Source organism: Vibrio sp. 11-4(1) (genome assembly GCF_013048625.1).
Classification (GTDB): domain Bacteria; phylum Pseudomonadota; class Gammaproteobacteria; order Enterobacterales; family Vibrionaceae; genus Vibrio; species Vibrio diabolicus.
Window position 1 is genome coordinate 42817 of record NZ_VHSY01000013.1, and the last position, 24052, is coordinate 66868.

A 24052-nucleotide genomic window follows, 5' to 3' on the forward strand; every position below is an offset into this window, starting at 1 on the left:
ACGTTGATAAAACAAAGGCTGGATTAACCAGCCTTTTGTGTATTTGAAGTTCGCTTTACACCTACTGACGTGCCAGATCCGGCAGATGACCTTTTAGACCAAGCGCACGCTTCATGATCTCATCTTTCGCTCCCGGCAATTGACCCGCTAAACTCAAACCAATGCCACGAACCAGCTTCTTAGCAGGATTCTCTCCTGAGAACAGGTCTCGGAATCCTTGCATTGCAGCAATCATCTTTGCTGCTTCCGCTTTGCGCCAACGCTCATAACCTCTTAGATTGCGTTTGCTGCCAATATCTTGGCCTTGCTTCCATAGCGCTAACACCTCTTGAGCGAGGCCGGCTGCATCTAATAAACCTAAATTCACACCTTGCCCCGCTAGTGGGTGAATGGTATGGGCTGCATCGCCAACCAATGCGACTCGCTCCACAACAAAATCTCGCGCATAACGCATTTTCAGAGGAAACGCGGCACGCTCTCCCACGACTTCACATAGACCAAGTCGTGTATCAAATTCGCTCGTCAATGCTTTGTTGAAATCATGCTCACTCATTGCCAATAGCTGCTCTGCACGATTTGGCTCAGTGGACCAAACAATAGAGCACATATCTGGTTGCGACATTGGCAAAAACGCCAATGGTCCTTGAGGAGTAAAAATCTGTCGTGCAATGCTATTGTGCGGAGCAGCGGTTTTAACATTCGCGACCAGAGCATGATGTCCATAATCCCAATGCGTTAACGGAATATCCATTTGATGACGAAGCCACGAGTTTGCCCCATCGGCTCCGACCACTAACTTAGCCGTCATGGCTTGACCATTGTCGAGCGTCAACCAACTTTCTTGTTCGCCCACCGCTAAGGTCGCGCAACGTGCAGGCATAAACATAGTGACGTTATCGAGCTTTTGGACTTGTTCGAGCAGTGCGAGTTGAATCACTCGATTCTCAACAATATGCCCTAAATCAGGTTGTGCCATGCTTTGTGCATTGAACTCAATACTAGCGAAGCTATCTTGCTCCCACACTTCCATACCGTAGTATGGTGAAGCTCGGCGTTGCTCTATCCCCTGCCAAGCGCCAAGCTTACGCAAGATAGTCTCACTAGAACGGCTCAACGCAGACACACGCACATCAGGTAACTCTTTCAACGACTCATCTGGCACCTTGCCTTCTATTACGGCGACACGCAGATCACTGTCCTTGAACGCGGCAGCAAGTGCCAACCCAACCATCCCTCCGCCGATGATGGCGATATCTACACTTTGCATCATTGCTTTTTATTACCTAATTCAGTGCGGCCGTTCATCGTTTTACCAAACCAAGCGTATGGCGCAGTAGCGGCTGCTTAAAAATAGAAAGGTTATCCATCGCTGCTAAGGCTGTATTTCGCCCAATTCGCATCGCGGGTAAATCATTTGAAAAAATATGCACTAAGGCACTGGTTAGCCAGATCGTTTCGCTTCGATCTGCCTCTCTACGCTGACTAAAGCGCATCAAGCCTTGATAAAGACCAACATCATCGCTTTGCTGCACGATTTCTTCTGCTAGCGAGACAACGTCGCGGATACCAAGATTAAAACCTTGTCCAGCTATCGGATGCAGCGTTTGCGCCGCATTCCCAACAATCGCAAAACGATGAGAGATATTTTGCTTTCGATGGCGAAGAAGCAATGGGTAACTCGCACGTCGTCCCACTTTTTTCATCGCGCCCAAACGCCAGCCAAAATCTTGTTGTAAACGTTGGAGAAATGCTTGGTCAGATAACTCAAGAACTGCTTGGGCTTCCTCAGGGTGCAGACACCAAACTAAGGACATTCTATTGTCACTCATTGGCAATAAAGCAACAGGGCCATTTTCAGTAAAACGTTCAAAGGCTCTACCTTGATGAGGTTCTTGAGTCACAATATTGGCAATGACAGCCACTTGTTCAAAATCTTGCTCAGAAAGCTCTAAACCAATTTTCTGACAGCAGGTTGAAACAGCACCATCGGCTGCCACCAACAGTTTTGCGTCAAGCTGCTCACCGCTTTTCAACGTAATATGGGTACAGTCTTGCTCGCGCTCGATATCGGTAACAGAGTCAGGGCAAAACAGCGTTATGGATGCGCTGCTATCTAATAATTCTTGATATACGCGACCAACATCGGCTAATTCGACAACATACCCTAGTGCTTCAACGCCAATCTCTTGCTTGGTGATTTCCGTCATCCCAGCATGAGAGCGGTCAGAAACGTGGATATGTTCAATAGGTGTGACAAACGGCTCTATCGAGGTCCAGAGCTGTAGTTGACGCAACAGATTGACAGTACCGTAAGACAATGCGATTGAGCGAGAGTCAAAACCAGGGTGCATATCTGACTGCGCTTTAAAAGGCTCAACGACGGCAATGCGGAGCTTTCCCTGAGACAAATGGTCAATCGCTAATGCCAACGTTGCCCCTGCCATGGCACCACCAGCAATGACTACATCATATTGCTTCATGCTAACCTCTGGACCATCTACGATTAATGAATAGTAGGCTTTTTATCGCTACTTTCAGGGCGAACACCAAACTCAGCATGAATCGTTAGTACGCAAGCTTTGATGTGTTCAATCACTTGTTCTAGCAATTGCGCTTGTTCACCGAGGTCGTCATCTTCATCAATGCCTAATTTGGCAATCTCTTCTAGGTCAGCCAATGCTTCTTTAGCGTCATCTGACGCTTTATTTAGCGCAACACCTGCTAGACCTAACCCAGAAATAAAATGGTTTACGAAATCGGACACGCTGTCAGCCAACGTGAATAAGCCTTCTTCTCCCGGCTCATCTGGCAATAATAAAGACAGCTCCATCGACGTGCCCGTGAGTTCATTGACAGTAACGGTGAATACGCTTTGAGCAAACGCTAGCGCGTTAGAAGGCCACCCCATCCCATCATTGGTGTAGTCAAACAGAATAGGCTGCCAAGTTTGATCATTAATCGCCAATCCACCACTTAACATGCCGACAAATAAGCCATGTAATTCCGCAGGTGTTACTGCTAGGCTTGCAGATTGCAGTTCAGCAGCAATAGATTGGTATTCAGGAAGGGTGATTTCACTCATAACTTGGCTCATTCTTGCATAATAATGTATTGGTATATCCTACCATCAAGGTTAGTGGTCTGAAACGGCTATCAAATTCAATTTTGAACAGCATTTGCTCAATTTGCCCAATTCCTGTGTGATCTCGTCATCATTTCTCTTTCTGTGATGGGAAATGCTTGAATCTTAATAGCGGTTTTCCTATAGTTTGCTCCTCGGTAGTTGTATGAAGCAACACCTTAGATAGCGCGAATATAGAGTTTATTCATCATGAGCAATCAAGCGATCGACGTTGAAATATTAGGCAAAGTTACACGAGTGAATTGTCCGACAGGACAAGAAGAGTCTCTTGTTGCAGCGGCAAAAGATCTGGATCGCCGATTGAAAGAAATGAGCGAACGTACTAAGGTAACCAATGAAATCCAACTGCTGACCTTCGCTGCATTGAATATTTGTTATGAGTTGCACACCAAGTCATACGAATCAAACGGTCAACAGCAAGAAATTACTGAGCGAATGGAAAAGCTCACTGCGTCTCTTGAGAACGCACTAAGCAAAGTTACGCAAGGACAGCAGTAAATACAAAATTTACCCTGGGGTGTGCGTCAGCAGGATTTAAGTCCCTGAGCCGATAAGCAATACCTAAGGGTTAGTATTTGGTAGCTATTGAGCAAGCTCGGCATGTACCGAGAAGCCTACGGTTGTCATTGCTGATCCGCCTTGAACCAGCTGGTTCAAGGGCCACAATCCTCAACGGCACCCTGGGGTATTCTCTCTATGTCAGACCTCTCTCGACAAGACTTCCGCAAACAGATTCGTGAAAAGCGCAACGCATTGTGTAGCGATACGCAATTCCAAGCGGGGATCGACCTTGTCACTCAGTTCTCTCAACTTCCTGAAATCCAGCAAGCGCAGCATATTGCTATTTATCTTTCTGCTGACGGTGAACTTGATACCAAGCCGCTCATTGAGTGGTTGTGGCAACAGGGAAAATCGGTTTATCTACCTGTCATCCATCCGTTTTCCAAAGGTCAGTTACTGTTTCTTCTGTACGTAAGTGATGATCAATTGGTCTACAACAAATACGGCATCTTAGAGCCCAAACTGGACATCCGCCATCTCAAGCCCGTTCGTCAAATTGATATCATTTGTACACCTTTGGTTGGATTCGACAGCATCGGCCACCGCTTAGGCATGGGCGGAGGGTATTATGACCGTACCCTGTCTCATTGGTTTATAACCGGAGAAGGTGCCAAGCCTGTTGGTATCGCTCACGACTGCCAACATGTAGAACGCTTACCAATTGAAAGCTGGGACATTCCATTACCTAAGATCGTGACCCCAAGCCGAATATGGCAATGGGAAAGTGGCAAGTAAGCCGCTATAATCACGCCCGCAAACGTTAACGAACATCTATTCAGGAGATTGGCATGACTCAAGATGAAATGAAAAAAGCGGCTGGTTGGGCAGCACTAAAATATGTTGAGAAAGGCAGCATTGTCGGTGTTGGTACTGGCTCTACCGTGAATCACTTCATCGATGCACTAGGCACTATCAAAGACGATATTAAAGGTGCAGTGTCTAGCTCTGTCGCTTCAACTGAGCGCCTTAAAGAGCTTGGTATTGAAGTATACGAGTGTAACGACGTAATGAAGCTGGATGTGTATGTTGATGGCGCAGACGAAATTAACCCAGCACGTGAAATGATCAAAGGCGGCGGCGCGGCTCTGACTCGTGAGAAAATTGTCGCAGCAATCTCTGATAAGTTTGTATGTATTGTTGACGGCACCAAAGCAGTTGACGTACTAGGTCAGTTCCCACTACCTGTAGAAGTGATCCCAATGGCACGCTCTTACGTTGCGCGCGAATTAGTAAAACTGGGCGGTGACCCGGCTTACCGTGAAGGCGTTGTGACTGACAACGGCAACGTAATTTTGGATGTACACAACATGCAGATTACTAACCCGAAAGAAATGGAAGACAAGATCAACGGTATCGCGGGTGTGGTGACTGTGGGTCTTTTTGCTCACCGTGGTGCTGACGTCGTAATCACAGGTACACCAGAAGGCGCAAAAATTGAAGAATAAATAACAGCTCAAATCGACCTATCTGGTTCACTTTTCTGTTATTTCATTACATACGGTGCTGCAAGGCACCGTTTTTTATTCCTTTCTCTAAGAAAATTATCTCTTATTCCGTAATTTTCTTACCCAAAGCAATTTTTTTTTGTTACTTTATTGAACAGAAGACGCACAAGGAAACGTTTGTCCTCCTACAAAACTATCAATTATCCCCTTTTTAATAGTTTTGCCCAATGTGCGCCACATTAGCCCACCTTTCCATTTTAAGGACGAGAAAAAATGGCCAAAGTTTCACTGGAAAAAGAAAAGATTAAGATCCTCTTGTTAGAGGGACTCCACCCTTCTTCAGTTGAAGTTCTTCAAGCAGCTGGTTATACCAACATTGAGTACCATAAAGGTTCCCTTCCGGAAGAAGAATTGATTGAAGCGGTTAAAGACGTGCACTTCATCGGTATTCGCTCCCGTACGAACCTATCCGAAGAGGTAATCAATGCGGCGAATAAACTGGTTGCAATTGGCTGTTTTTGTATCGGTACTAACCAAGTAAACCTAGACGCAGCAGCAAAACGCGGCATTCCTGTGTTTAATGCACCGTTCTCTAACACACGCAGTGTGGCTGAGCTGGTACTTGGTCAAATCCTACTACTTCTGCGTGGCATTCCTGAAAAGAATGCGCTTGCACATCGCGGTATTTGGAAGAAAAGTGCTGACAACTCTTACGAAGCACGTGGCAAACGTCTTGGCATTATCGGATACGGCCACATTGGTACGCAGCTAGGTATTATTGCCGAAAACTTAGGTATGCGCGTTTACTACTACGACATCGAAAACAAGCTGTCCCTTGGTAATGCGACGCAAGTACATACCATGAGTGAACTACTAAACAAGTGTGACGTAATTTCTCTGCACGTTCCTGAAACGCCAGAAACAAAAAATATGATGGGTGAAGCTGAGTTTGCTCGCATGAAGCCAGGCTCAATCTTTATTAATGCAGCACGCGGCACTGTCGTGGATATTCCAGCGCTTTGCCATAGTTTAGAAGCAGGTCATATTGCGGGCGCTGCGATTGATGTATTCCCAACAGAACCGAAAACGAATGCCGACCCGTTCGAATCTCCTTTGCAGAAGTTCGATAATGTCATTCTCACTCCACACGTTGGTGGTTCAACGCAAGAAGCACAAGAGAACATCGGTGTTGAGGTCGCAGGAAAACTGGCGAAGTACTCTGACAACGGCTCTACGCTTTCAAGTGTAAACTTCCCAGAGGTGTCACTGCCAGAGCACGGTGGTGAATGCTCTCGCTTGCTTCACATCCATAAAAACCGTCCTGGTATTCTTACTCAGATCAACACCATCTTCGCGGAAGACGGCATTAACATTGCCGCACAGTACCTACAAACAGCCGCTGAAATCGGCTACGTAGTGATCGATGTTGAAACCGAGCGCTCAGAAGAAGCGCTAGCGAAACTGAAAAGTATTGAAGGCACTATCCGTGCTCGTATCCTTCACTAATTTGTGAAGCAGAAATAACAAAGGCAGGGAATACCCTGCCTTTTCTTTTTGCACCCAGTATTACTTCAGCTTGTAAATCACGTCAACTTGATCGCGAATAATCATGGTAGAATCTTGGTAGCTGTTTGCCCCTTCTTTACTGTCCATCGCCATCGAGCGCATTAGAACTGGCTGAACGTGCATCTGTCTGTAATTGATCTGCCAGACATCACCCAATTTTTTCTCAAAGCCAGTAGCCAGTGACGCTGCTTTTTCTCGCGCATCTTGGATAGCCGCCATGCGTGCCTTTTGCTGATACTCAGCCTGGTTGCTTACCTTAAGTTGAATATTATCAACCTGATTAATCCCTGCTTCTAACGCCATATCTAGGTACTGGTTTAGGTTTTTTAGATCCGTAACCGTCACATCAATGCTACGAGAAGCGCGATAACCAACGAGCTCTGCTTTGCCTGATTTAGGGTAGTGGTATTGAGGCGCAAGGTATAAATTCGAGCTGGTAACATTGTCTTTTGATAAGCCAGCATCGGACAGATTTTTCAGAAATTGCTCAACGGTTTTGTCAACTGACTGCTTGGCCTGTTCAGCAGTCATTGTCGTATCTACCACTTTCACAGAAAACGTCGCCATATCTGGTGTAGCAATAACTTCACCATAACCTGTCGTCGTTACGTGAGCAAATTCAGGCGAGTTCGCCAACACTGAAGCACTGGTAAGGCTGAGTGCAGAAGCCAGCAAAAATGAATACAGTCTCATTCAATAAATCCATCCATACAAAAATAAAGTACTTACTCTCAGCAGAAAGGCTCAAGATTCAGACAAAACTATCACTACTGAGAAAGTGTATGGTTTCATAATAGAAACTTCTGTCGATTATCCAAGCACTCAGAATGACTTCTAACACAACTTTGACTATGTAACATTGGCGTAATTTTTCAACGAAACACTCTGTCGGCAATGAACCCATCGCTGCGACAATGAACTTATTGAGGTAAGTGTCGCTGAGCATACCCGACTATCGCGTGTGAGATTTCTTGTAGAACCCCCGTTTCCAGTTGCCAATGATGCCAATAAATCCGATGGGACATTAAAAAATCGGGAGTAACATCAACCAACGCGCCACGCTCTAGCTCGTCGGTAATTTGCAAACGAGGGATTAAGCAATAGGCTACACCAGCTAACGCCACTTTTAGAAACGCTTCAGAGCTGCTGATGTTATGGTGAATGACGCTATCAGGGCTGACATTGAAATGCTCGGTAAGAAAGGTTTTATGTAGGTCATCATATTGATCATACGAAACGGCCGGCGCCTTGGCCAAAGTCTGGTTATTGACGCCTTGAGCAAAGTAACGCTGATAAAACTCCGGACTCGCGACACAAACGTAATCAACACGTCCCAAGTAATCCGCTCTACAGCCAGGTATCGGCTGGGATTCTAAGCTGATCGCCCCCGTCACTTCGCCACTTTTTAGCTTTTCGATGGAACGAGATTCACCATAGATAGTGAGTTTGAGTTCAACCTGACGCTGCTTCATGACATCTTGCAGTGCAGGCAGTAGCCAAGTAGCAAGGCTATCAGCATTGGTCGCCAAAGAGAGTTGTACAGGTCGAGTACTGGTATCATTCTTGAGTTCGGGCAGAATTTCATGCTCGAGTAAGCGCACTCGACGATAAAGGCCTAATAACTTTTTACCAATCGGCGTTGGCTTGGGTGGTTGACTACGAACCAAAACGGGTTGTGCGAGAAACTTCTCTAATTGTTTAATACGTTGAGAAATTGCTGATTGCGAGACAAATAAATGTTCGGCTGCACGCTCAAAGCTCCCCTGATAAACCACTGCATCTAATGCCTCAATCCATTTATAGTCCAACCCTCTCATCCTGCTCTTCCTCTCCTGATAAAACATCAACCCTTAAATTAGCCTAGCTAATATAATATTAAAATCATTAATTATACTTATTTAGATAAACTCTTTATCTTTCACTCTTCTGAGAATTTATTGGTTATTTTGAAGTGAGGTGAAGTGTGAGCTTGTGGGTTCTATTGCAAGGGTTTGGTTTAGGGGCATCAATGATCATTCCAATCGGCGCACAAAATGCGTATGTCTTAAATCAAGGCATAAAGCGCAATCATCACCTGACGACTGCCACTATTTGTAGCATCCTAGATATGATCTTCATTTCTCTAGGTATCTTTGGTGGTGGTGCGATTTTGTCTCAAAATGAAATCTTACTAACATCGGTGACCCTTGGTGGTATTGCCTTCCTGAGCTTTTATGGATTACTGTCACTTAAGAGCGCGTTTAAGTCAGACAGTGACTCAGAATCAAAAGGTGAAGTCGTCGCTCGTGGTCGTCGAACGGTCATATTAGGCGCGTTAGCCGTCACTGTACTTAACCCACATTTGTACTTAGATACAGTCGTTATTCTGGGCTCTATTGGTGGGCAGTTTGAAGGCCATGACCGAATTGCTTTTGCACTAGGTACGATGATGGCTTCCTTTGTTTGGTTCTATACCTTGTCGATAGGAGCCGCAAAACTAGGCCCTACCCTATCAAAGCCAAGAGTGAAAAAAGGCATCGACATCGCGGTCGCAGTAATGATGTTCACGATAGCGTATATTTTAGCTAGCGAACTTATTGAAAAGTACTGGTAATCAACAGGACAACATAGACATGGAGTCACTAAAGCGTATCTATGATATCAATAGAGAGCGACTCAACGCGCTCTCTATTCCTTTTCGGGAATGGCAGCATGAAGCCATCTTAGACTTTGACACGGATATAAGAATTGCGTCCGAGCTTGGATGGACAGGCACGCACACCAAAAGCCTCTTCTTAAAACTTAAAGGACAAGGCTACGCAATTTATCTAACAGAAAAAGACTCTCGCCTCGATGCCAAACAAATAAAAGCCGTCACAGGTAAACGCCCATCAATTTGTGACGACGGTGAAATGGTCGAAGTGTTAGGTTGTTTGCCTGGAGCGGTATGTCCGATTGGCTTACCTGAATATGTCACGCTCATTGTAGATACAACCCTGTATCTACACGAAGAGTTGCTCTATACGCCAGGGTTGCCTGAATTCACCTTTGGCTTTGCCGGTAAACATCTAAAACGTCTATTGCTTGCCGGTAATCACATTCTTTATGAGATATAAAAAAGCGAGGCCAATTGGCCTCGCTTTCGAATATCTACCGCTTGTATTAAGCGTCGATTTTGTTCAGATGAACATCCATTTGTGGGAATGGAATTTCGATACCATTTTCATCCAGTGCTTCTTTAATACCTTGCATTGCATCAAAGTATACGCCCCAGTAATCTGCAGTTTTCACCCATGGGCGAACCACAAAGTTTACTGAAGAGTCTGCCAGTGTAAGTACACCGATTGTGATATCAGGATCTTTCAAGATACGCGGATCTTTTTCTAGCGTCTCGCGAATTACTTTCTTCGTTAGTTTAAGATCCGCTTTGTATGACACACCAATCACTAAGTCGACACGTCGCGTTGCATGACGAGAGTAGTTAGTAATTGCACCACCGATTACTGACGAGTTAGGCACAACAACCATCTTGTTGTCTGGTGTTTTTAGAACAGTTTGGAAGATTTGAATTGCTTCAACACTACCCGCTACACCGCCAATTTCTACGTAGTCGCCAGATTTGAATGGACGGAACGCAACAATGAGTACACCAGCTGCAAAGTTTGATAGTGAACCTTGTAGCGCAAGACCAACAGCAAGACCTGCCGCACCGATTACAGCCACGACTGAAGCGGTTTGAACGCCTAATCGACCAAGAGCGGCGATAAGTACGATTACAAATAGCAAGTAACGAACAAGACCGTGAATAAATTCAACGACAGCCTTATCCATGTTTTTCTTTTCTAGTACTTTAGAAACACTACCAGCGACTGCTTTAACGATAATATTACCGATAAACAGAATAAGCAGCGCAGAGATAATGTTCACACCGTACTGAACCAGTAGATCTGAGTTGTTTGTCAGCCAAGTTTCAGCCTGAGTTAGACCATCCGTTAAAGTGGTATCGATACCCACCGATTCACCTGCCATAATTCTTATCCTCAAAAATAAAGATATATAAATCCAATTGCCGTTAATTTATGAACCTTGTTTTTTAAAGGCTCTTTTCTAAAACAACATCCCTATTGCCCCACTGAACAGTGTCAGATTTTTGGCACAATATCCCAACTTTGACTTTTTTCAAAGTCAGAGTTTCGCAAAGATATGCAAAACAAGACTTTATCAGAGTTTTCTGATATTGGCTTGTTACAGGTTACGCAATGCACTCTTATTTCGCCACTCCTATGACTGATATTCCTATGTTTTTATTTAAAAACGTTAAAGGGGGAACATCCCACCATAAAATACAACCTGACGCATAAAGATATCAATAGGAAAGCAGGGAAAGAAACATAGGGGCAAAATGATAGACATAAAAAAACCCGCTCAAAAAGCGGGTTTTTAAGTAACTTAATCAGTAACGATTATAGTACGTCAACTGCGTTTAGGTCAGCAAATGCTTGCTCTAGACGAGCTACCATTGAAGCTTGACCAGCACGTAGCCATACGCGTGGATCGTAGTACTTCTTGTTTGGTGCATCTTCACCAGTTGGGTTACCGATTTGGCCTTGTAGGTAATCGTGGTTTTCAGCTTCGAACTTACGGATACCATCCCAAGTTGCCCACTGTGTATCAGTATCGATGTTCATTTTGATAACACCGTAACCGATAGACTCACGGATTTCTTCTAGAGAAGAACCTGAACCACCGTGGAATACGAAGTTTAGAGAGTTCGCTGGAAGACCGAATTTCTCAGAAACGTGCGCTTGAGAATCACGTAGGATAGTTGGAGTTAGAACAACGTTACCTGGCTTGTACACGCCGTGTACGTTACCGAAAGATGCTGCGATAGTGAAACGGTGGCTGATTGCGCTTAGTTTCTCGTATGCGTATGCAACGTCTTCTGGAGAAGTGTATAGCTCAGACGCATCCATATCAGAGTTGTCAACGCCGTCTTCTTCACCACCAGTACAACCTAGTTCGATTTCTAGAGTCATGTTCATTTTAGCCATGCGCTCTAGGTACTTAGCAGAAATCTCGATGTTCTCTTCTAGAGACTCTTCAGAAAGGTCGATCATGTGAGAAGAGAACAGAGGCTTACCAGTTTGAGCGAAGTACTCTTCACCAGCGTCTAGTAGACCGTCGATCCAAGGAAGTAGTTTCTTAGCAGCGTGGTCAGTGTGTAGGATTACTGGTACACCGTAAGCTTCAGCTACAGCGTGAACGTATTTCGCACCAGCAACAGCACCTAGGATTTGAGCCTCTTGACCTTCAAGTTTTAGACCTTTACCAGCAAAGAAAGCAGCACCACCGTTAGAGAATTGAACGATAACTGGAGCTTTAACTTTTGCAGCTGCTTCAAGTACTGCGTTTACAGAGTCAGTACCCACACAGTTTACTGCTGGAAGTGCAAAGCTGTTTTCTTTTGCAACTTCAAATACTTTCTGAACGTCATCGCCAGAGATAACACCTGGTTTTACGAAGTCGAAGATCTTAGACATGGATGTAATCCTATTTATCTGTCGTTTTTAAACAAAACTTGTTAAGTTGAAAATCTTGCAAACGTTTGCTCACAACTGAGGCTATTCTAGCAGAGTTCCTCACACGTTGCAGCAAACAAGAAAGCGGGAGAATCACTCCCCCGCTTTGCTTTAATTACTTAGCGCGTGCTTCTAGCATTTCTACTGCTGGAAGAACTTTACCTTCTACGAACTCAAGGAAAGCGCCGCCACCTGTAGAGATGTAAGAAACGTCAGCTTTGATACCGAACTTGTCGATAGCTGCTAGCGTGTCACCACCACCTGCAACAGAGAAGCCTTCAGATGCTGCGATAGCTTCTGAGATACCTTTAGTACCTGCTTCGAAGTTCTTGAATTCGAATACGCCTACTGGACCATTCCATAGGATAGTCTTCGCGTTCTTAAGGATTTCTGCTAGTTCAGCTGTTGAATCTGGGCCAAGGTCGAAGATCATGTCGTCGTCTTGTACTTCAGAAACGTGTTTAATTTCTGCTTCTGCGTTTTCGTCGAATGCTTTCGCACATGCAACGTCAGTTGCTACTGGAATTGCACACTCATCCATTAGCTTCTTAGCAGTGTCTACTAGATCCGCTTCGTATAGAGACTTACCAACGTTGTGGCCAGCAGCTGCGATAAATGTGTTAGCAATACCACCACCAACAACTAGTTGGTCAGCGATTTTAGATAGAGACTCAAGTACAGTTAGCTTAGTAGAAACTTTTGAACCACCTACGATAGCAACCATTGGACGAGCTGGGTTGTCCATTGCTTTACCTAGCGCTTCAAGCTCGTTTGCTAGAAGAGGGCCAGCACAAGCGATAGGTGCGTGCATACCAACACCATGAGTTGACGCTTGAGCGCGGTGAGCCGTACCGAATGCATCCATTACGAATACGTCACATAGTGCTGCGTATTTCTTAGATAGCTCTTCGTCGTTTTTCTTTTCGCCTTTGTTAAAGCGAACGTTTTCTAGAACAACAAGTTCACCAGCGTTTAGCTCTAGTCCATCTAGGTAGTCTTTTGCTAGCTTAACTTCACAATCTAGTGCGTCGTTTAGGTAGTTAACAACTGGTTGTAGAGAGAACTCTTCAGCGTATTCACCTTCAGTTGGGCGACCTAGGTGAGACGTAACCATTACTTTAGCGCCTGCTTCTAGGCAGTGCTTAATAGTTGGAAGAGATGCGATGATACGTGCATCTGAAGTTACTTTACCGTCTTTTACTGGCACGTTTAGGTCAGCACGGATAAATACACGTTTACCTGCAAGATCCAGGTCAGTCATCTTGATTACAGACATGATGTGTCCTCTCAAATATTGATAATTAAAGTTTTTGAAAACTCGGCAACCCTGCCAAGCCTGTTAATTCTTCAAACTGGTTATAGATGATATGGAGATATCATGGATTTATTTCAAGGCTTGAAATAAAAATTCTCCATCACTTCTTCGTCATTACTGCTCCACTTGAGAAGAAGCTTGCATTGCTAAGGCAGTATCCAGCATCCGGTTAGCAAAGCCCCATTCGTTGTCGCACCAAACGAGCATTTTTACGAGTTGCCCGTTACTCACTCTAGTCTGGCTTCCATCTACAATCGCACTATGGGGGTCGTGGTTAAAGTCGATGGAAACGAGTGGCGATTCAGTATAGTCAACAATGTTACGTAATGTACACTGAGATGCGTTAACAATGGTTTGATTTACGTCATTAACTTTCACATTTGTATTAATTGTGACACTTAAATCCATTGCGGTGACGTTAACGGTTGGGACACGAACAGAAATTGCTTCGAATTTGTTGGAAAATTTCGGGAAGATTCTTTCAATCCCCTTATGCAACTTGGTGTCAACCGGAATAATAGATTGGCTAGCAGCGCGGGTACGGCGTAGATCGTTATGGTACGCATCGATTACTTGCTGATCGTTCATGGAAGAGTGAATCGTGGTAATGGTACCGGACTCAATACCGAAGGCTTCGTCTAACACTTTAATGATGGGAACGATACAGTTGGTAGTACAAGAGCCATTGGAGACAACACGGTGCTCGTCTTTCAGAGTTTCGTGGTTCACACCATAGATAATCGTATTATCTATGTCGTTTGCGCCCGGGTGTGAAAACAGCACTTTCTTCGCGCCAGCTTCTATATGCGCTTGCCCATCGGCTTGCGAACCAAACACGCCAGTGCAATCCAAGACAATATCGACTTCTAAATCGCGCCAAGGAAGTAGTTCGAGTTCAGAGAGGTGAAGAATGCGAATAGAGTCATATTCGCCGCTGTCATGATGAACATGCAAGTGTTCTTGGTCGTGGGAGATTTTTTTACCGAAGCGACCATGACTAGTGTCATATTGCAGTAGGTGCGCCATCGCTTCTGGCTGCGCTAATTCGTTAACCGCCACAACCTTGATCTGCTGATGTTTTCCGCTTTCATATACGGCTCGCAGAACATTACGACCTATACGTCCAAATCCATTGATCGCAACCTTTAGCATTTATCCTTCGCCCTACCAAAAATTTCGTGTCACAGATACTACCTGATCAGGCTGAAAAACGCACCTGTTGAATCATAGTAAAGCAGGATTAAAAAAGGCCGAGACAATGCTCGGCCTTATTACAACAATAATTAAAATGCGACGTCTAAACCTAACCAGTAGCGACGACCATCTTCGACATATCCGTATTCTTCGTAACTGATTTCCTCATCCAGCAAGTTATAGATCGCGCCTTTAATACGAGTATTGTCGGTTAACTGGTATGTCACACCAGCGTCCACAAAGGTATAAGCAGGCTCTACAATACTGTTTCTTGATGGGCCAGTAACCGGATCCATTTCTTTACCTCGGTAAGTGACTTTAGCCCAGCTTTCTAGATCTGTTGTTGTTTGCCAAGTTACATCCACATTAAACAAATGCTTTGGTAACTGCTGCAGCGGCATGCCTTTGTATTCACCTGTTTTTTGCTCTGAGTCGGTAAATGTGTAGCTAGAGCTGAGGTAAATGGTTTCCGTTAATGGCGATGCTAAGGTCGCTTCAATACCTTGTGTGACCGCTTCGTCCACGTTAATGCGGTACGTTGGATCTGCCCCCCATTGGTTTGGTCCATCTGTACAGATGGTATCTGGACAAACAACACGTGTGATCTTGTCTTTGAACTCATTATGGAACGCAGTCAAAGAGACATCTAAACCAGAGTCACCTTGATACAAGACACTGATTTCTTTGTTTAGCGACGTTTCAGGGTCAAGGTCTGGGTTACCGTAGATATTACCGCCGCCACTGACTTGCGCCCAACCAGGAGTAATTTCACGTAATTGCGGAGAACGGAAACCTGTTGCCACACCGCCTTTCACAGTCCAAGACGGGTCAACTCGCCATACACCATAGACACGCGGACTAAAGTGCGCGCCATAGTTTTCGTCATGATCTAGACGACCACCAAGCGTAACGCTAAACGGATCGGCGATTCTCCATTCATCTTCAATGAAAACAGCCCACTGCGTATTCGATGTTTCGGTCTTCGATGACGCTTTGTTGGAGGTGAAATCCTCAAGCTCGGCATGAGTAGCATCCACACCGGTCGTCAGCGTATGGTTTCCAATTCCAGTCACCAAGCTCGACTTGAATGTGGTGTTGGTGATCGTCATCTCGCGAGATTTGTTTTCGCTCTCTTCACGTTGTAAGTAAGTATCTGAGATGCCAACCGAGTCCCAGTCGCCATTGTGACTTAGCGTTACATAATTACGACGATATTCGTTGAGTGAATCCTCACAACCTCTTCGGCAACCCGTCGTTGGTACGGAAAGGCCAACGTTACCGCGACGACTTTGTGCCGATGTGCCACCCTCTAGCTGCACAGAATGGCGGTCATTAATCTGGTAGGTCAGTTTTGAAGAGATACTTTGCATATCTTTATCTTCATAACCGTATTCAATATCGTCTTCTTCTCTTGCGGTATACTGACCGTATACTTGGAGAGATAGATTTTCGGCTAGCGGCCCATTGACGAAGAAATTCGCGCTCTGCTCTCCGCCCGAGCGACTGTTTTCTTGCAGAACCGTGCCTAGCTGAACATTACCTGTCCACTCCATCGCGTCTTTTCGCGTGATCACGTTAATTACACCACCAATCGCATCAGAGCCATAAAGCGTCGACATTGGACCACGGATAACTTCAATTCGCTCAATCGCTTGAAGAGGGGGTAACCAGCCTTGTTCGATACCAGGGCCGTCACTATTTGGGCGAGTTTCACGTGTGCTTTGACGTTTACCATCGACCAGTATCAAAGTGTATTTAGAACCCATACCACGGATACTGATATCGGTAGTGTCACCACCACCTGTTACGACGACACCAGGCACACTTTTTAGTGCATCAGTCACATCGCGGTAATAACGAGAGTCCAACTCCTCACGCGAAATCACACTAATACTTGCAGGCGCGTCCGCTTGAGATTGCTCATAACTTGATGCAGTTACAACCACTGTTTCCATTTTAGAAACCGCATCATTGGCAAACACATGAGGGACACTGACGAAGGCTAAAATACCAGTTGCAGTAATAACTGGCAGTCTAAGAGTAGACATCTACATCTCCATAATTGATAATGATTATTATTTTCGAAAGTGAATTATTCACAAATAGAATGAGATGCATAGTGAGAGTTATGGAACGGTTCTTCCCATTTATGGAACCCGTGCATAACGCAGTAAGGAGTAAATGAAATATGCACGACTTAGCATCAATTAGAGCCTTTGATGCGCTCAATCAGCATAAGAGTTTGACCGCCGCTGCCAAGGCCCTTAACCAGCCTAAATCAACGCTGAGTCGTCGCTTAGCACAATTAGAAGAAGATTTCGGTCAGGCTCTCACCGCAAGACAAGGTAACCGATTAGTTCTGACAAGAGCGGGAGAAATTTTTGCCCACTACAGTCGCCAGATTCTTGAGCTAAGTGAAGAGAGTTATGACGCGCTTCAAGGTTTAACAAACCAAGTTTCAGGGCCGCTGCATATTGTTTGTCACACAGCATTAGTTAGAAGTTGGCTAGGTGGTGTGCTCAACGGTTTTCTTGCCGATAATCCTGATGTTAGGGTTCAGCTTACCAGTGACTTTTCTGAAGCGCACCATGACCCAGATTTGTTCATCTGGCTCGGTGAGCGTAAAGATCTCGATTGGCGCAAAGAGGTATTAGGCTCATTTCGTTACACGCCCTTTGCCTCTCCAGCTTATCTTGAACAACACGGTTCGATCCTGCACCCCAAAGAGCTTGAAGCGCATCCGTGGATCGATTTTGGCTCGGTACAAGAAAATGGATTGATGCTCACACACCCTCAACACGGTGAGTTCTTTTTAGAGCCATTTGTGAGTCGCTTATACAGCGACAACATCGCAATGCAGATCGACAGCATCGCGAATGGTCATGGTATAGGACTGCTGCCAACTTGGACAGCAAGCGGCTACGAGAAACATCATCCGGGTCGAATCACACCTTGCTTAGAAGGTTGGCTTTCAGAGCCCATCTCCATTAACTGCTATACGCCTGCAGGAAGACCACCACTGCGCTTATCCGTACTTTTAGACTGTATTCACCAAAGCATTCCACAAGGTTGGAAAACCTGACAAAAAACAAAAAGGCCATCGCAATGATGGCCTTTCCAACTTTAGTATCTAACAGTCGTCCTTTACGTTCGGACTATTGAGACAATCTAGCAGTTACGCTAGCAATTCTTTTGCTGTGTTCACTACGTTTTCAGTCGTGAAGCCAAACATCTCGAATAGTTGACCAGCAGGTGCAGATTCACCAAATGTCGTCATACCGATGATGCGACCATCGAAACCAACGTACTTGTACCAGAAGTCAGCAATACCTGCTTCGATAGCGATGCGTGCCGTTACGTCTGATGGCAATACTGCTTCACGGTAAGCGGCGTCTTGTTTGTCGAATGCATCTGTTGATGGCATTGAAACCACGCGTACTTTCTTACCTTCTGCTGTTAGTTGAGTCGCAGCTTCTACTGCTAGCTCAACTTCAGAGCCTGTTGCGATAAGGATAAGCTCTGGCTTGCCTTCGCAATCTTTCAGGATGTATGCACCTTTCGCGATGTTCGCTACTTGCTCAGCTGTACGATCTTGTTGCGCTAAGTTTTGACGAGAGAAGATAAGTGCTGTTGGTGCATCTTTACGTTCAATCGCTAGTTTCCATGCTACGGCAGACTCAACCTGGTCACATGGACGCCATGTGCTCATGTTTGGCGTTACGCGTAGAGATGCCATTTGCTCAACAGGTTGGTGAGTTGGGCCATCTTCGCCAAGACCGATCGAATCGTGCGTGTACACTTGGATGTTCTGAATTTTCATCAGCGCAGCCATACGCATTGCGTTACGCGCGTATTCCATAAACATTAGGAATGTCGCACCGTAAGGAACGAAACCACCGTGCAATGCGATACCGTTGATGATAGCAGTCATACCGAATTCACGTACACCGTAGTGGATGTAGTTGCCAGAGAAGTCATCCGTTTCTAGAGACTTAGAACCAGACCACATGGTCAGGTTAGAAGGCGCTAGGTCAGCAGAGCCGCCCATGAATTCAGGAAGCATTTGACCAAACGCTTCTAGTGCATTTTGCGATGCTTTACGTGATGCAATGTTCGCTGGGTTTGCTTGAAGATCAGCAATGATTTGGTTCGCTTTTTCTTCCCATTCCGCAGGAAGTTCGCCGTTTAGACGACGTTTAAGCTCTGCTGCTTCTGCAGGGTAAGCTGCTGCGTATGCTTCGAACTTTTCATTCCAAGCCGCTTCTTTCGCTGCACCTGCTTCTTTTGCATCCCACTCAGCGTAAACATCTGCAGGGATTTCAAATGGACCGTACTCCCAACCTAGGTATTCGCGAGCCGCTTGAATCTCATCGTGACCTAATGGCGCACCGTGACAGTCGTGCGAACCAGACTTGTTAGGAGAACCGAAACCGATAATTGTTTTAGTACAGATTAGAGTCGGGCGAGGATCCGCTTTAGCCGCTTCAATCGCTGCGTTGATTGCTTCTGGATCGTGACCATCTACCGCTGGGATTACGTGCCAGCCGTAAGCTTCGAAACGCTTAGGTGTATCGTCAGAGAACCAACCTTCAACGTGACCGTCGATAGAAATGCCGTTGTCATCCCAAAACGCGATCAGTTTGCCTAGACCTAGCGTACCTGCTAGAGAGCATGCTTCGTGCGAGATGCCTTCCATTAGACAGCCGTCACCCATGAACACATACGTAAAGTGGTCAACGATGTCGTGACCTTCTTTGTTGAACTGTGCCGCTAGTGCTTTCTCTGCGATAGCCATACCAACAGCATTAGTGATGCCTTGGCCAAGAGGACCCGTTGTTGTCTCGATACCAGGCGCGTAGCCGTACTCTGGGTGACCTGGGGTTTTTGAGTGCAATTGACGGAAGTTTTTCAGATCGTCAATAGATAGCTCATAACCGCTTAAGTGCAGTAGAGAGTAAATAAGCATTGAGCCGTGACCGTTTGATAGCACGAAGCGGTCGCGGTCGGCCCACTCTGGGTTTGATGGGTTGTGGTTTAGGTGAGAGCGCCAAAGAACTTCAGCGATATCAGCCATACCCATTGGTGCGCCTGGGTGGCCTGAGTTAGCTTGTTGAACACCATCCATGCTTAGAGCACGAATTGCATTGGCAAGATGTTTACGAGACGACATGTCTGCTCCTGAGTACATTAAGCGAAACGAAAAGTAGGTCATAATTCTCTCAAAGCCCTGTTGGGTGTGCAAACGTTTTCCAGTCCAAAACCTCACAAATATTGCACCTTTCGCGCCAAATCGTTCGAAGTTCTTAAAATTATCAATAAATCAGGCAAACGTTTGGTTATAACAAAAACCAAAAAAGAGCTTGTAATTCGAGCAATCAAATTTAGAATAGACGTCTAGATGTAGATACACCTACAAAAATTAGTATTAATTTGCGCTGGAGAGTTTATCATTCCCCAGTTTTAAACCAGATATAGTGGAGCTAACATGGCTAAGCACCTGTTTACTTCTGAGTCAGTATCAGAAGGTCATCCAGATAAAATTGCAGACCAGATTTCTGATGCGGTTCTTGACGCGATTCTAGAGCAAGATCCAAAGGCTCGTGTTGCATGTGAGACTTACGTTAAAACCGGTATGGTAATGGTGGGTGGTGAAATCACGACTTCAGCATGGGTAGACATCGAAGAGTTAACTCGTGAAACCGTTCGTGAAATCGGCTACGTACATTCAGATATGGGCTTTGACGCAGATTCTTGTGCGGTACTAAACACAATCGGTAAACAGTCGCCAGATATCAACCAAGGTGTTGATAAAGCTGACCCTAAAGAACAAGGTGCAGGCGACCAAGGCATCATGTTTGGTTACGCTTGTAACGAAACTGAAGTACTAATGCCAGCGCCAATTACTTACTCTCACCGTCTTGTTCAAAAGCAAGCAGAAGTTCGTAAAAACGGCACACTACCTTGGTTGCGTCCTGATGCAAAATCTCAGGTAACATTCCAATACGATCAAGGTAACATCGTTGGTATCGACGCAGTTGTTCTTTCAACTCAACACTGTGATTCAATCTCAACTTCAGACCTGCGTGAAGCGGTAATGGAAGAGATCATTAAACCAGTGCTACCTTCTGAGTGGATCAACAAAGAAACAAACTTCTTCATCAACCCAACGGGTCGCTTCGTAATCGGTGGTCCTATGGGTGACTGTGGTCTAACAGGTCGTAAGATCATCGTAGATACTTACGGCGGCGCAGCTCGTCACGGTGGCGGTGCGTTCTCTGGTAAAGATCCATCAAAAGTTGACCGTAGTGCAGCATACGCAGCACGTTACGTAGCGAAAAACATCGTAGCGGCTGGCATGGCTGACCGTTGTGAGATCCAACTTTCTTACGCAATCGGTGTTGCTGATCCAACGTCTATCATGGTGGAAACGTTCGGTACTGAGAAAGTATCTCACGACATCATCATTGAAGCGGTTCGTCAATTCTTCGACCTACGTCCATACGGTCTACAAGAAATGCTTAACCTTCTTCAACCTATCTACAAGAAGACAGCGGCTTACGGTCACTTCGGTCGTGAAGAATTCCCGTGGGAAGCGACAGACAAAGCTGCACTTCTACGCGATTTCGCTGGCATCAAATAATCAAGCCAAGCAAGAATCAATCAAGCCCTCGCCTATGGCGGGGGCTTTTTATTTTCAGCAACTTTTATCCAGCCATTTCAGCTCATACCGCCCTGCCCCACAAAGCAGTCCTGTTTCTCCCTCATTTTTATACCGAATAAATTTTAAGCAATTATTTGTAAATTATCCCATCTCCGCCAATAGTTAAAATATTGTTAATTCCAATTTAAATAGAGACGTCGGATGCTGGCGACTGTGGCAGCAACACTTACGAAAGACACGAGTCAGGCATCTTTATGGCCGATACCAAACTAAGCCAATGCTCAGAAGTAAGCTTGAAAAAGTCGCTTCAAGTTTGCCTGAACAAAAACCGCTGTCAGTTGGTATAAGCGGATAATGTGGGAATAAATCAAGGAGGAGTTATGCCTCGAACTGTTAATCCATCGGACTTCCACAACAAGCGAAAGGAAGTGCCAGATAACGAATACGCCAGAACCATACCGTGCAATACGGTCAATCTTTCTGCACCTTTTCATTGGCTCGCATTAGGTCTGCATGATTTCGTGCGAATGCCCCTCATCAGTGCTTTCTATGGCATCTGTTTTATGGCGGCTGCGATAGGTATTGTTTTGCTCGTACAATGGCAAGGCACACACTTGGTCGTCATGCCCAGTTTGATTGTTTACATGTTAATCGGTCCATTTCTCGCGCTCGGCTTGTATGATGCCAGTTGGGAGAGAGAGCGCGGACACAAAGCTAGCTTGTTCCATTCCATGAAAGCGATCGGTCGTAATTCAACATCTCAATGGGCATTCGCCGTGTTACTCGCAGTGTGTATGATATTTTGGATGCGTATTGCCGCTCTACTTCATGCGCTTTACCCTTCTGTTCAAGGGGCATCTTTAAGTGAGTTCCTCCCCTTCCTTGTCATCGGCTCTCTAGTTGGCTTTGTTTTGGCTTGTGTGGTGTTTAGCATTTCAGCCTTTTCTATTCCACTCATGATGGAGCGTCGCGTAGACATGATGACCGCTGTATTTACTAGCTTTAATGCGGTGAAATCCAACATTCCAGCGATGATTGTTTGGGCGGCGATCATCTGCGGCGGTATTCTTATCGGCTTTGCAACGTACGGGATCGGAATGTTGTTTACCATGCCAATTCTAGGCTACGGTACATGGCACGCTTACCATGCCACCATCAAGAAAAAACACACTCCGTAATTAACTGATGCTATGATCTGGCCCTCGCGAATGTGGGGGCTTTTTTATTTGATTTATCGAGGTGAGTTGTGGATATAGAACTAAGCTATAAAGCCAAGCAAGTGATGGCGGACTGCATCGCGATGGCAGAGCAAGCTTTCAAACGTTCTTTTCCTATTCCAACGGTCACCTTCAACGTCCGCGGAAAAGCGGCAGGAAAAGCCTACCTTCAATTAAATCAAGTTCGCCTAAACCCCGTTTTATTTCGCGAAAACACCCAGGCATTCTTAGATGAAGTCATTCCTCATGAAGTAGCACACCTGATTACTTATCAGGTTTACGGACGAGTTAGACCTCACGGCAAAGAATGGCAAGGTGTCATGGAAGCCGTATTTAAAGTGCCCGCCAAAACCACTCACAGCTTTGAAGTAAAATCCGTTCAAGGTAAAACCTTTGAGTATCGTTGTGGCTGTATGACCTACCCTCTATCGATTCGCCGTCATAATAAAGTGCTGCGCAAAGAGGCGACGTACTCTTGTCAAAAATGCCGCCAACCACTTAACTTCACGGGCGTTCAGTTATCGTAATCTATATCTCATAGTGTTACTTGCGTTCCCAAAATAAAGATCGAGTTTATCAAAACCTTCCCTTCGCCATTTATTGTTAACTTACTCATCACTAAAGCTATTTTATGCGTGTTATCATGAATAAAGTCATACTTTATAAAGACTTTAATCATGAAATACCTATTCTCTCTGTTACTTATCGCGCTTTCTAGCACTGCGGTTGCCGCGCCACCAAGCTCATTCTCTGCCGCCAAACGTGAGGCGGTAAAAATTTATCAAGACCATCCAACGAGCTTTTACTGTGGCTGCAACATTCAATGGCAAGGCAAAAAAGGCTCCCCAGATTTAGCCTCTTGCGGTTACCAAGTCCGTAAACAGGAAAAGCGGGCCGCACGAATCGAATGGGAGCATGTGGTACCTGCGTGGCAGTTTGGCCACCAGCGTCAATGCTGGCAAGATGGTGGACGTAAAAACTGCAAGAAAAAAGACAAAACCTTTCGCTTGATGGAAGCAGACCTGCACAACCTAACCCCAGCCATTGGTGAAGTAAACGGTGACCGTTCGAACTACAACTTTAGCCAATGGAACGGTATCGATGGCGTGAGTTATGGTCGCTGTGAGATGCAAGTGAACTTTAAGCAGCGTAAAGTCATGCCACCAGACCGTGCTCGAGGTTCGATTGCTCGTACCTACCTATACATGAGCAAAGAGTACGGCTTTAAATTATCAAAACAGCAAACGCAGTTGATGAGTGCTTGGAACAAAACCTACCCAGTCGATAAATGGGAATGTGAGCGTGACGAGCGCATTGCCAAAGTACAAGGCAATCATAACCCATTTGTTCAAAAAGCCTGTCGCGCACTCTAGTGCTCCTCTACCTTGAAGCG

22 protein-coding genes and 1 other RNA gene are annotated in these 24052 nt (G+C 45.4%); 12 read left to right on the forward strand and 11 right to left on the reverse strand.

Translation table 11 applies throughout. The annotated features are described in order from the left end of the window. Nucleotides 1–61 precede the first annotated feature (61 nt). Genes FKN16_RS20825 through FKN16_RS20835 form a run of 3 tightly spaced genes read right to left on the reverse strand, consistent with a single transcriptional unit; the run spans nucleotide 62 to nucleotide 3082 of the window. Nucleotides 62–1270, reverse strand: a complete 1209-nt coding sequence (locus tag FKN16_RS20825) for an FAD-dependent 2-octaprenylphenol hydroxylase (protein ID WP_170903474.1) — start codon at nucleotides 1268–1270, stop codon at nucleotides 62–64. A 31-nt stretch (nucleotides 1271–1301) separates the two neighbouring features. Next, nucleotides 1302–2480: a 2-octaprenyl-6-methoxyphenyl hydroxylase gene (gene ubiH / locus FKN16_RS20830; RefSeq protein WP_104974798.1), complete on the reverse strand. Its 1179-nt coding sequence runs from the start codon at nucleotides 2478–2480 to the stop codon at nucleotides 1302–1304. A gap of 23 nt (nucleotides 2481–2503) precedes the next feature. Continuing rightward, nucleotides 2504–3082, reverse strand: coding sequence for a YecA family protein (locus FKN16_RS20835; RefSeq protein ID WP_170903475.1), 579 nt, complete (start codon nucleotides 3080–3082; stop codon nucleotides 2504–2506). A 249-nt stretch (nucleotides 3083–3331) separates the two neighbouring features. On the opposite strand from FKN16_RS20835, the gene FKN16_RS20840 reads away from it, so the two are divergent. The 5 genes from FKN16_RS20840 (at nucleotide 3332) to serA (ending at nucleotide 6654) form a co-directional block, all read left to right on the forward strand. After that, complete coding sequence (locus FKN16_RS20840) at nucleotides 3332–3640, forward strand: cell division protein ZapA (protein WP_005393932.1); 309 nt, start codon at nucleotides 3332–3334, stop codon at nucleotides 3638–3640. An 8-nt stretch (nucleotides 3641–3648) separates the two neighbouring features. Then, nucleotides 3649–3833, forward strand: a non-coding RNA gene (ssrS, locus tag FKN16_RS20845) — 6S RNA. A gap of 5 nt (nucleotides 3834–3838) precedes the next feature. Beyond that, nucleotides 3839–4438: a 5-formyltetrahydrofolate cyclo-ligase gene (locus tag FKN16_RS20850; protein WP_170903476.1), complete on the forward strand. Its 600-nt coding sequence runs from the start codon at nucleotides 3839–3841 to the stop codon at nucleotides 4436–4438. Between the two features lie 53 nt (nucleotides 4439–4491). Beyond that, nucleotides 4492–5148 carry a ribose-5-phosphate isomerase RpiA gene (gene rpiA / locus FKN16_RS20855; RefSeq protein WP_005380982.1) on the forward strand — a complete coding sequence of 219 codons (657 nt, stop codon included), beginning with the start codon at nucleotides 4492–4494 and terminating at the stop codon, nucleotides 5146–5148. A 273-nt stretch (nucleotides 5149–5421) separates the two neighbouring features. Further along, entirely contained in the window at nucleotides 5422–6654 is a 1233-nt protein-coding gene (serA, locus tag FKN16_RS20860) for a phosphoglycerate dehydrogenase (protein WP_005393937.1), read from the forward strand. 60 nt (nucleotides 6655–6714) lie between these two features. Here serA and FKN16_RS20865 read toward each other — a convergent pair whose 3' ends face one another. Then, the gene (locus FKN16_RS20865) at nucleotides 6715–7407 is read right to left on the reverse strand and encodes an oxidative stress defense protein (RefSeq protein WP_005393939.1); all 693 of its coding nucleotides are present in this window, start codon (nucleotides 7405–7407) and stop codon (nucleotides 6715–6717) included. A 227-nt stretch (nucleotides 7408–7634) separates the two neighbouring features. Next, nucleotides 7635–8531: a LysR family transcriptional regulator ArgP gene (locus FKN16_RS20870; RefSeq protein WP_170903477.1), complete on the reverse strand. Its 897-nt coding sequence runs from the start codon at nucleotides 8529–8531 to the stop codon at nucleotides 7635–7637. Between the two features lie 146 nt (nucleotides 8532–8677). On the opposite strand from FKN16_RS20870, the gene FKN16_RS20875 reads away from it, so the two are divergent. Both FKN16_RS20875 and FKN16_RS20880 read left to right on the forward strand, forming a co-directional pair. After that, on the forward strand, nucleotides 8678–9307 hold the full coding sequence (locus FKN16_RS20875; RefSeq protein WP_065646102.1) for a LysE/ArgO family amino acid transporter: 630 nt from the start codon (nucleotides 8678–8680) through the stop codon (nucleotides 9305–9307). 19 nt (nucleotides 9308–9326) lie between these two features. Continuing rightward, nucleotides 9327–9809: a YbaK/EbsC family protein gene (locus FKN16_RS20880; RefSeq protein WP_161444047.1), complete on the forward strand. Its 483-nt coding sequence runs from the start codon at nucleotides 9327–9329 to the stop codon at nucleotides 9807–9809. A gap of 46 nt (nucleotides 9810–9855) precedes the next feature. On the opposite strand, the gene mscS is transcribed toward FKN16_RS20880, so the two are convergent. The 5 genes from mscS to FKN16_RS20905 all read right to left on the reverse strand — a co-directional run bounded on the left by mscS (nucleotide 9856) and on the right by FKN16_RS20905 (nucleotide 16829). Beyond that, on the reverse strand, nucleotides 9856–10722 hold the full coding sequence (gene mscS, locus FKN16_RS20885; RefSeq protein WP_005393946.1) for a small-conductance mechanosensitive channel MscS: 867 nt from the start codon (nucleotides 10720–10722) through the stop codon (nucleotides 9856–9858). A gap of 434 nt (nucleotides 10723–11156) precedes the next feature. Further along, a complete protein-coding gene (gene fbaA, locus FKN16_RS20890; RefSeq protein ID WP_005393947.1) occupies nucleotides 11157–12233 on the reverse strand; it encodes a class II fructose-bisphosphate aldolase in 1077 nt (358 codons plus the stop codon). Nucleotides 12234–12387: 154 nt separating this feature from the next. Beyond that, nucleotides 12388–13548, reverse strand: coding sequence for a phosphoglycerate kinase (locus FKN16_RS20895; RefSeq protein WP_005393948.1), 1161 nt, complete (start codon nucleotides 13546–13548; stop codon nucleotides 12388–12390). A gap of 153 nt (nucleotides 13549–13701) precedes the next feature. Next, a complete protein-coding gene (epd, locus tag FKN16_RS20900) occupies nucleotides 13702–14739 on the reverse strand; it encodes an erythrose-4-phosphate dehydrogenase (protein WP_006743084.1) in 1038 nt (345 codons plus the stop codon). Nucleotides 14740–14870: 131 nt separating this feature from the next. Next, nucleotides 14871–16829, reverse strand: coding sequence for a ligand-gated channel protein (locus FKN16_RS20905; RefSeq protein WP_005393952.1), 1959 nt, complete (start codon nucleotides 16827–16829; stop codon nucleotides 14871–14873). A 140-nt stretch (nucleotides 16830–16969) separates the two neighbouring features. Here FKN16_RS20905 and FKN16_RS20910 point away from each other — a divergent pair, with 140 nt between their 5' ends. Next, nucleotides 16970–17863, forward strand: coding sequence for a LysR family transcriptional regulator (locus FKN16_RS20910; RefSeq protein ID WP_006743086.1), 894 nt, complete (start codon nucleotides 16970–16972; stop codon nucleotides 17861–17863). A 93-nt stretch (nucleotides 17864–17956) separates the two neighbouring features. Here FKN16_RS20910 and tkt read toward each other — a convergent pair whose 3' ends face one another. Next, nucleotides 17957–19951 carry a transketolase gene (gene tkt, locus FKN16_RS20915; protein WP_005393956.1) on the reverse strand — a complete coding sequence of 665 codons (1995 nt, stop codon included), beginning with the start codon at nucleotides 19949–19951 and terminating at the stop codon, nucleotides 17957–17959. A 315-nt stretch (nucleotides 19952–20266) separates the two neighbouring features. Between tkt and metK the strand changes: the two genes are divergently transcribed. From metK to endA, 4 genes are all read left to right on the forward strand, one after another. Then, nucleotides 20267–21421 carry a methionine adenosyltransferase gene (metK, locus tag FKN16_RS20920; protein ID WP_005381027.1) on the forward strand — a complete coding sequence of 385 codons (1155 nt, stop codon included), beginning with the start codon at nucleotides 20267–20269 and terminating at the stop codon, nucleotides 21419–21421. A gap of 401 nt (nucleotides 21422–21822) precedes the next feature. Further along, nucleotides 21823–22620, forward strand: a complete 798-nt coding sequence (locus FKN16_RS20925; RefSeq protein WP_005393959.1) for a DUF2189 domain-containing protein — start codon at nucleotides 21823–21825, stop codon at nucleotides 22618–22620. A gap of 68 nt (nucleotides 22621–22688) precedes the next feature. Further along, nucleotides 22689–23186 (forward strand): SprT family zinc-dependent metalloprotease, encoded by a 498-nt coding sequence (locus tag FKN16_RS20930; RefSeq protein WP_012841396.1) that lies wholly within the window; start codon nucleotides 22689–22691, stop codon nucleotides 23184–23186. A gap of 150 nt (nucleotides 23187–23336) precedes the next feature. After that, nucleotides 23337–24032, forward strand: a complete 696-nt coding sequence (endA, locus tag FKN16_RS20935; RefSeq protein ID WP_047008832.1) for a deoxyribonuclease I — start codon at nucleotides 23337–23339, stop codon at nucleotides 24030–24032. The last annotated feature ends 20 nt before the right edge of the window (nucleotides 24033–24052 follow it).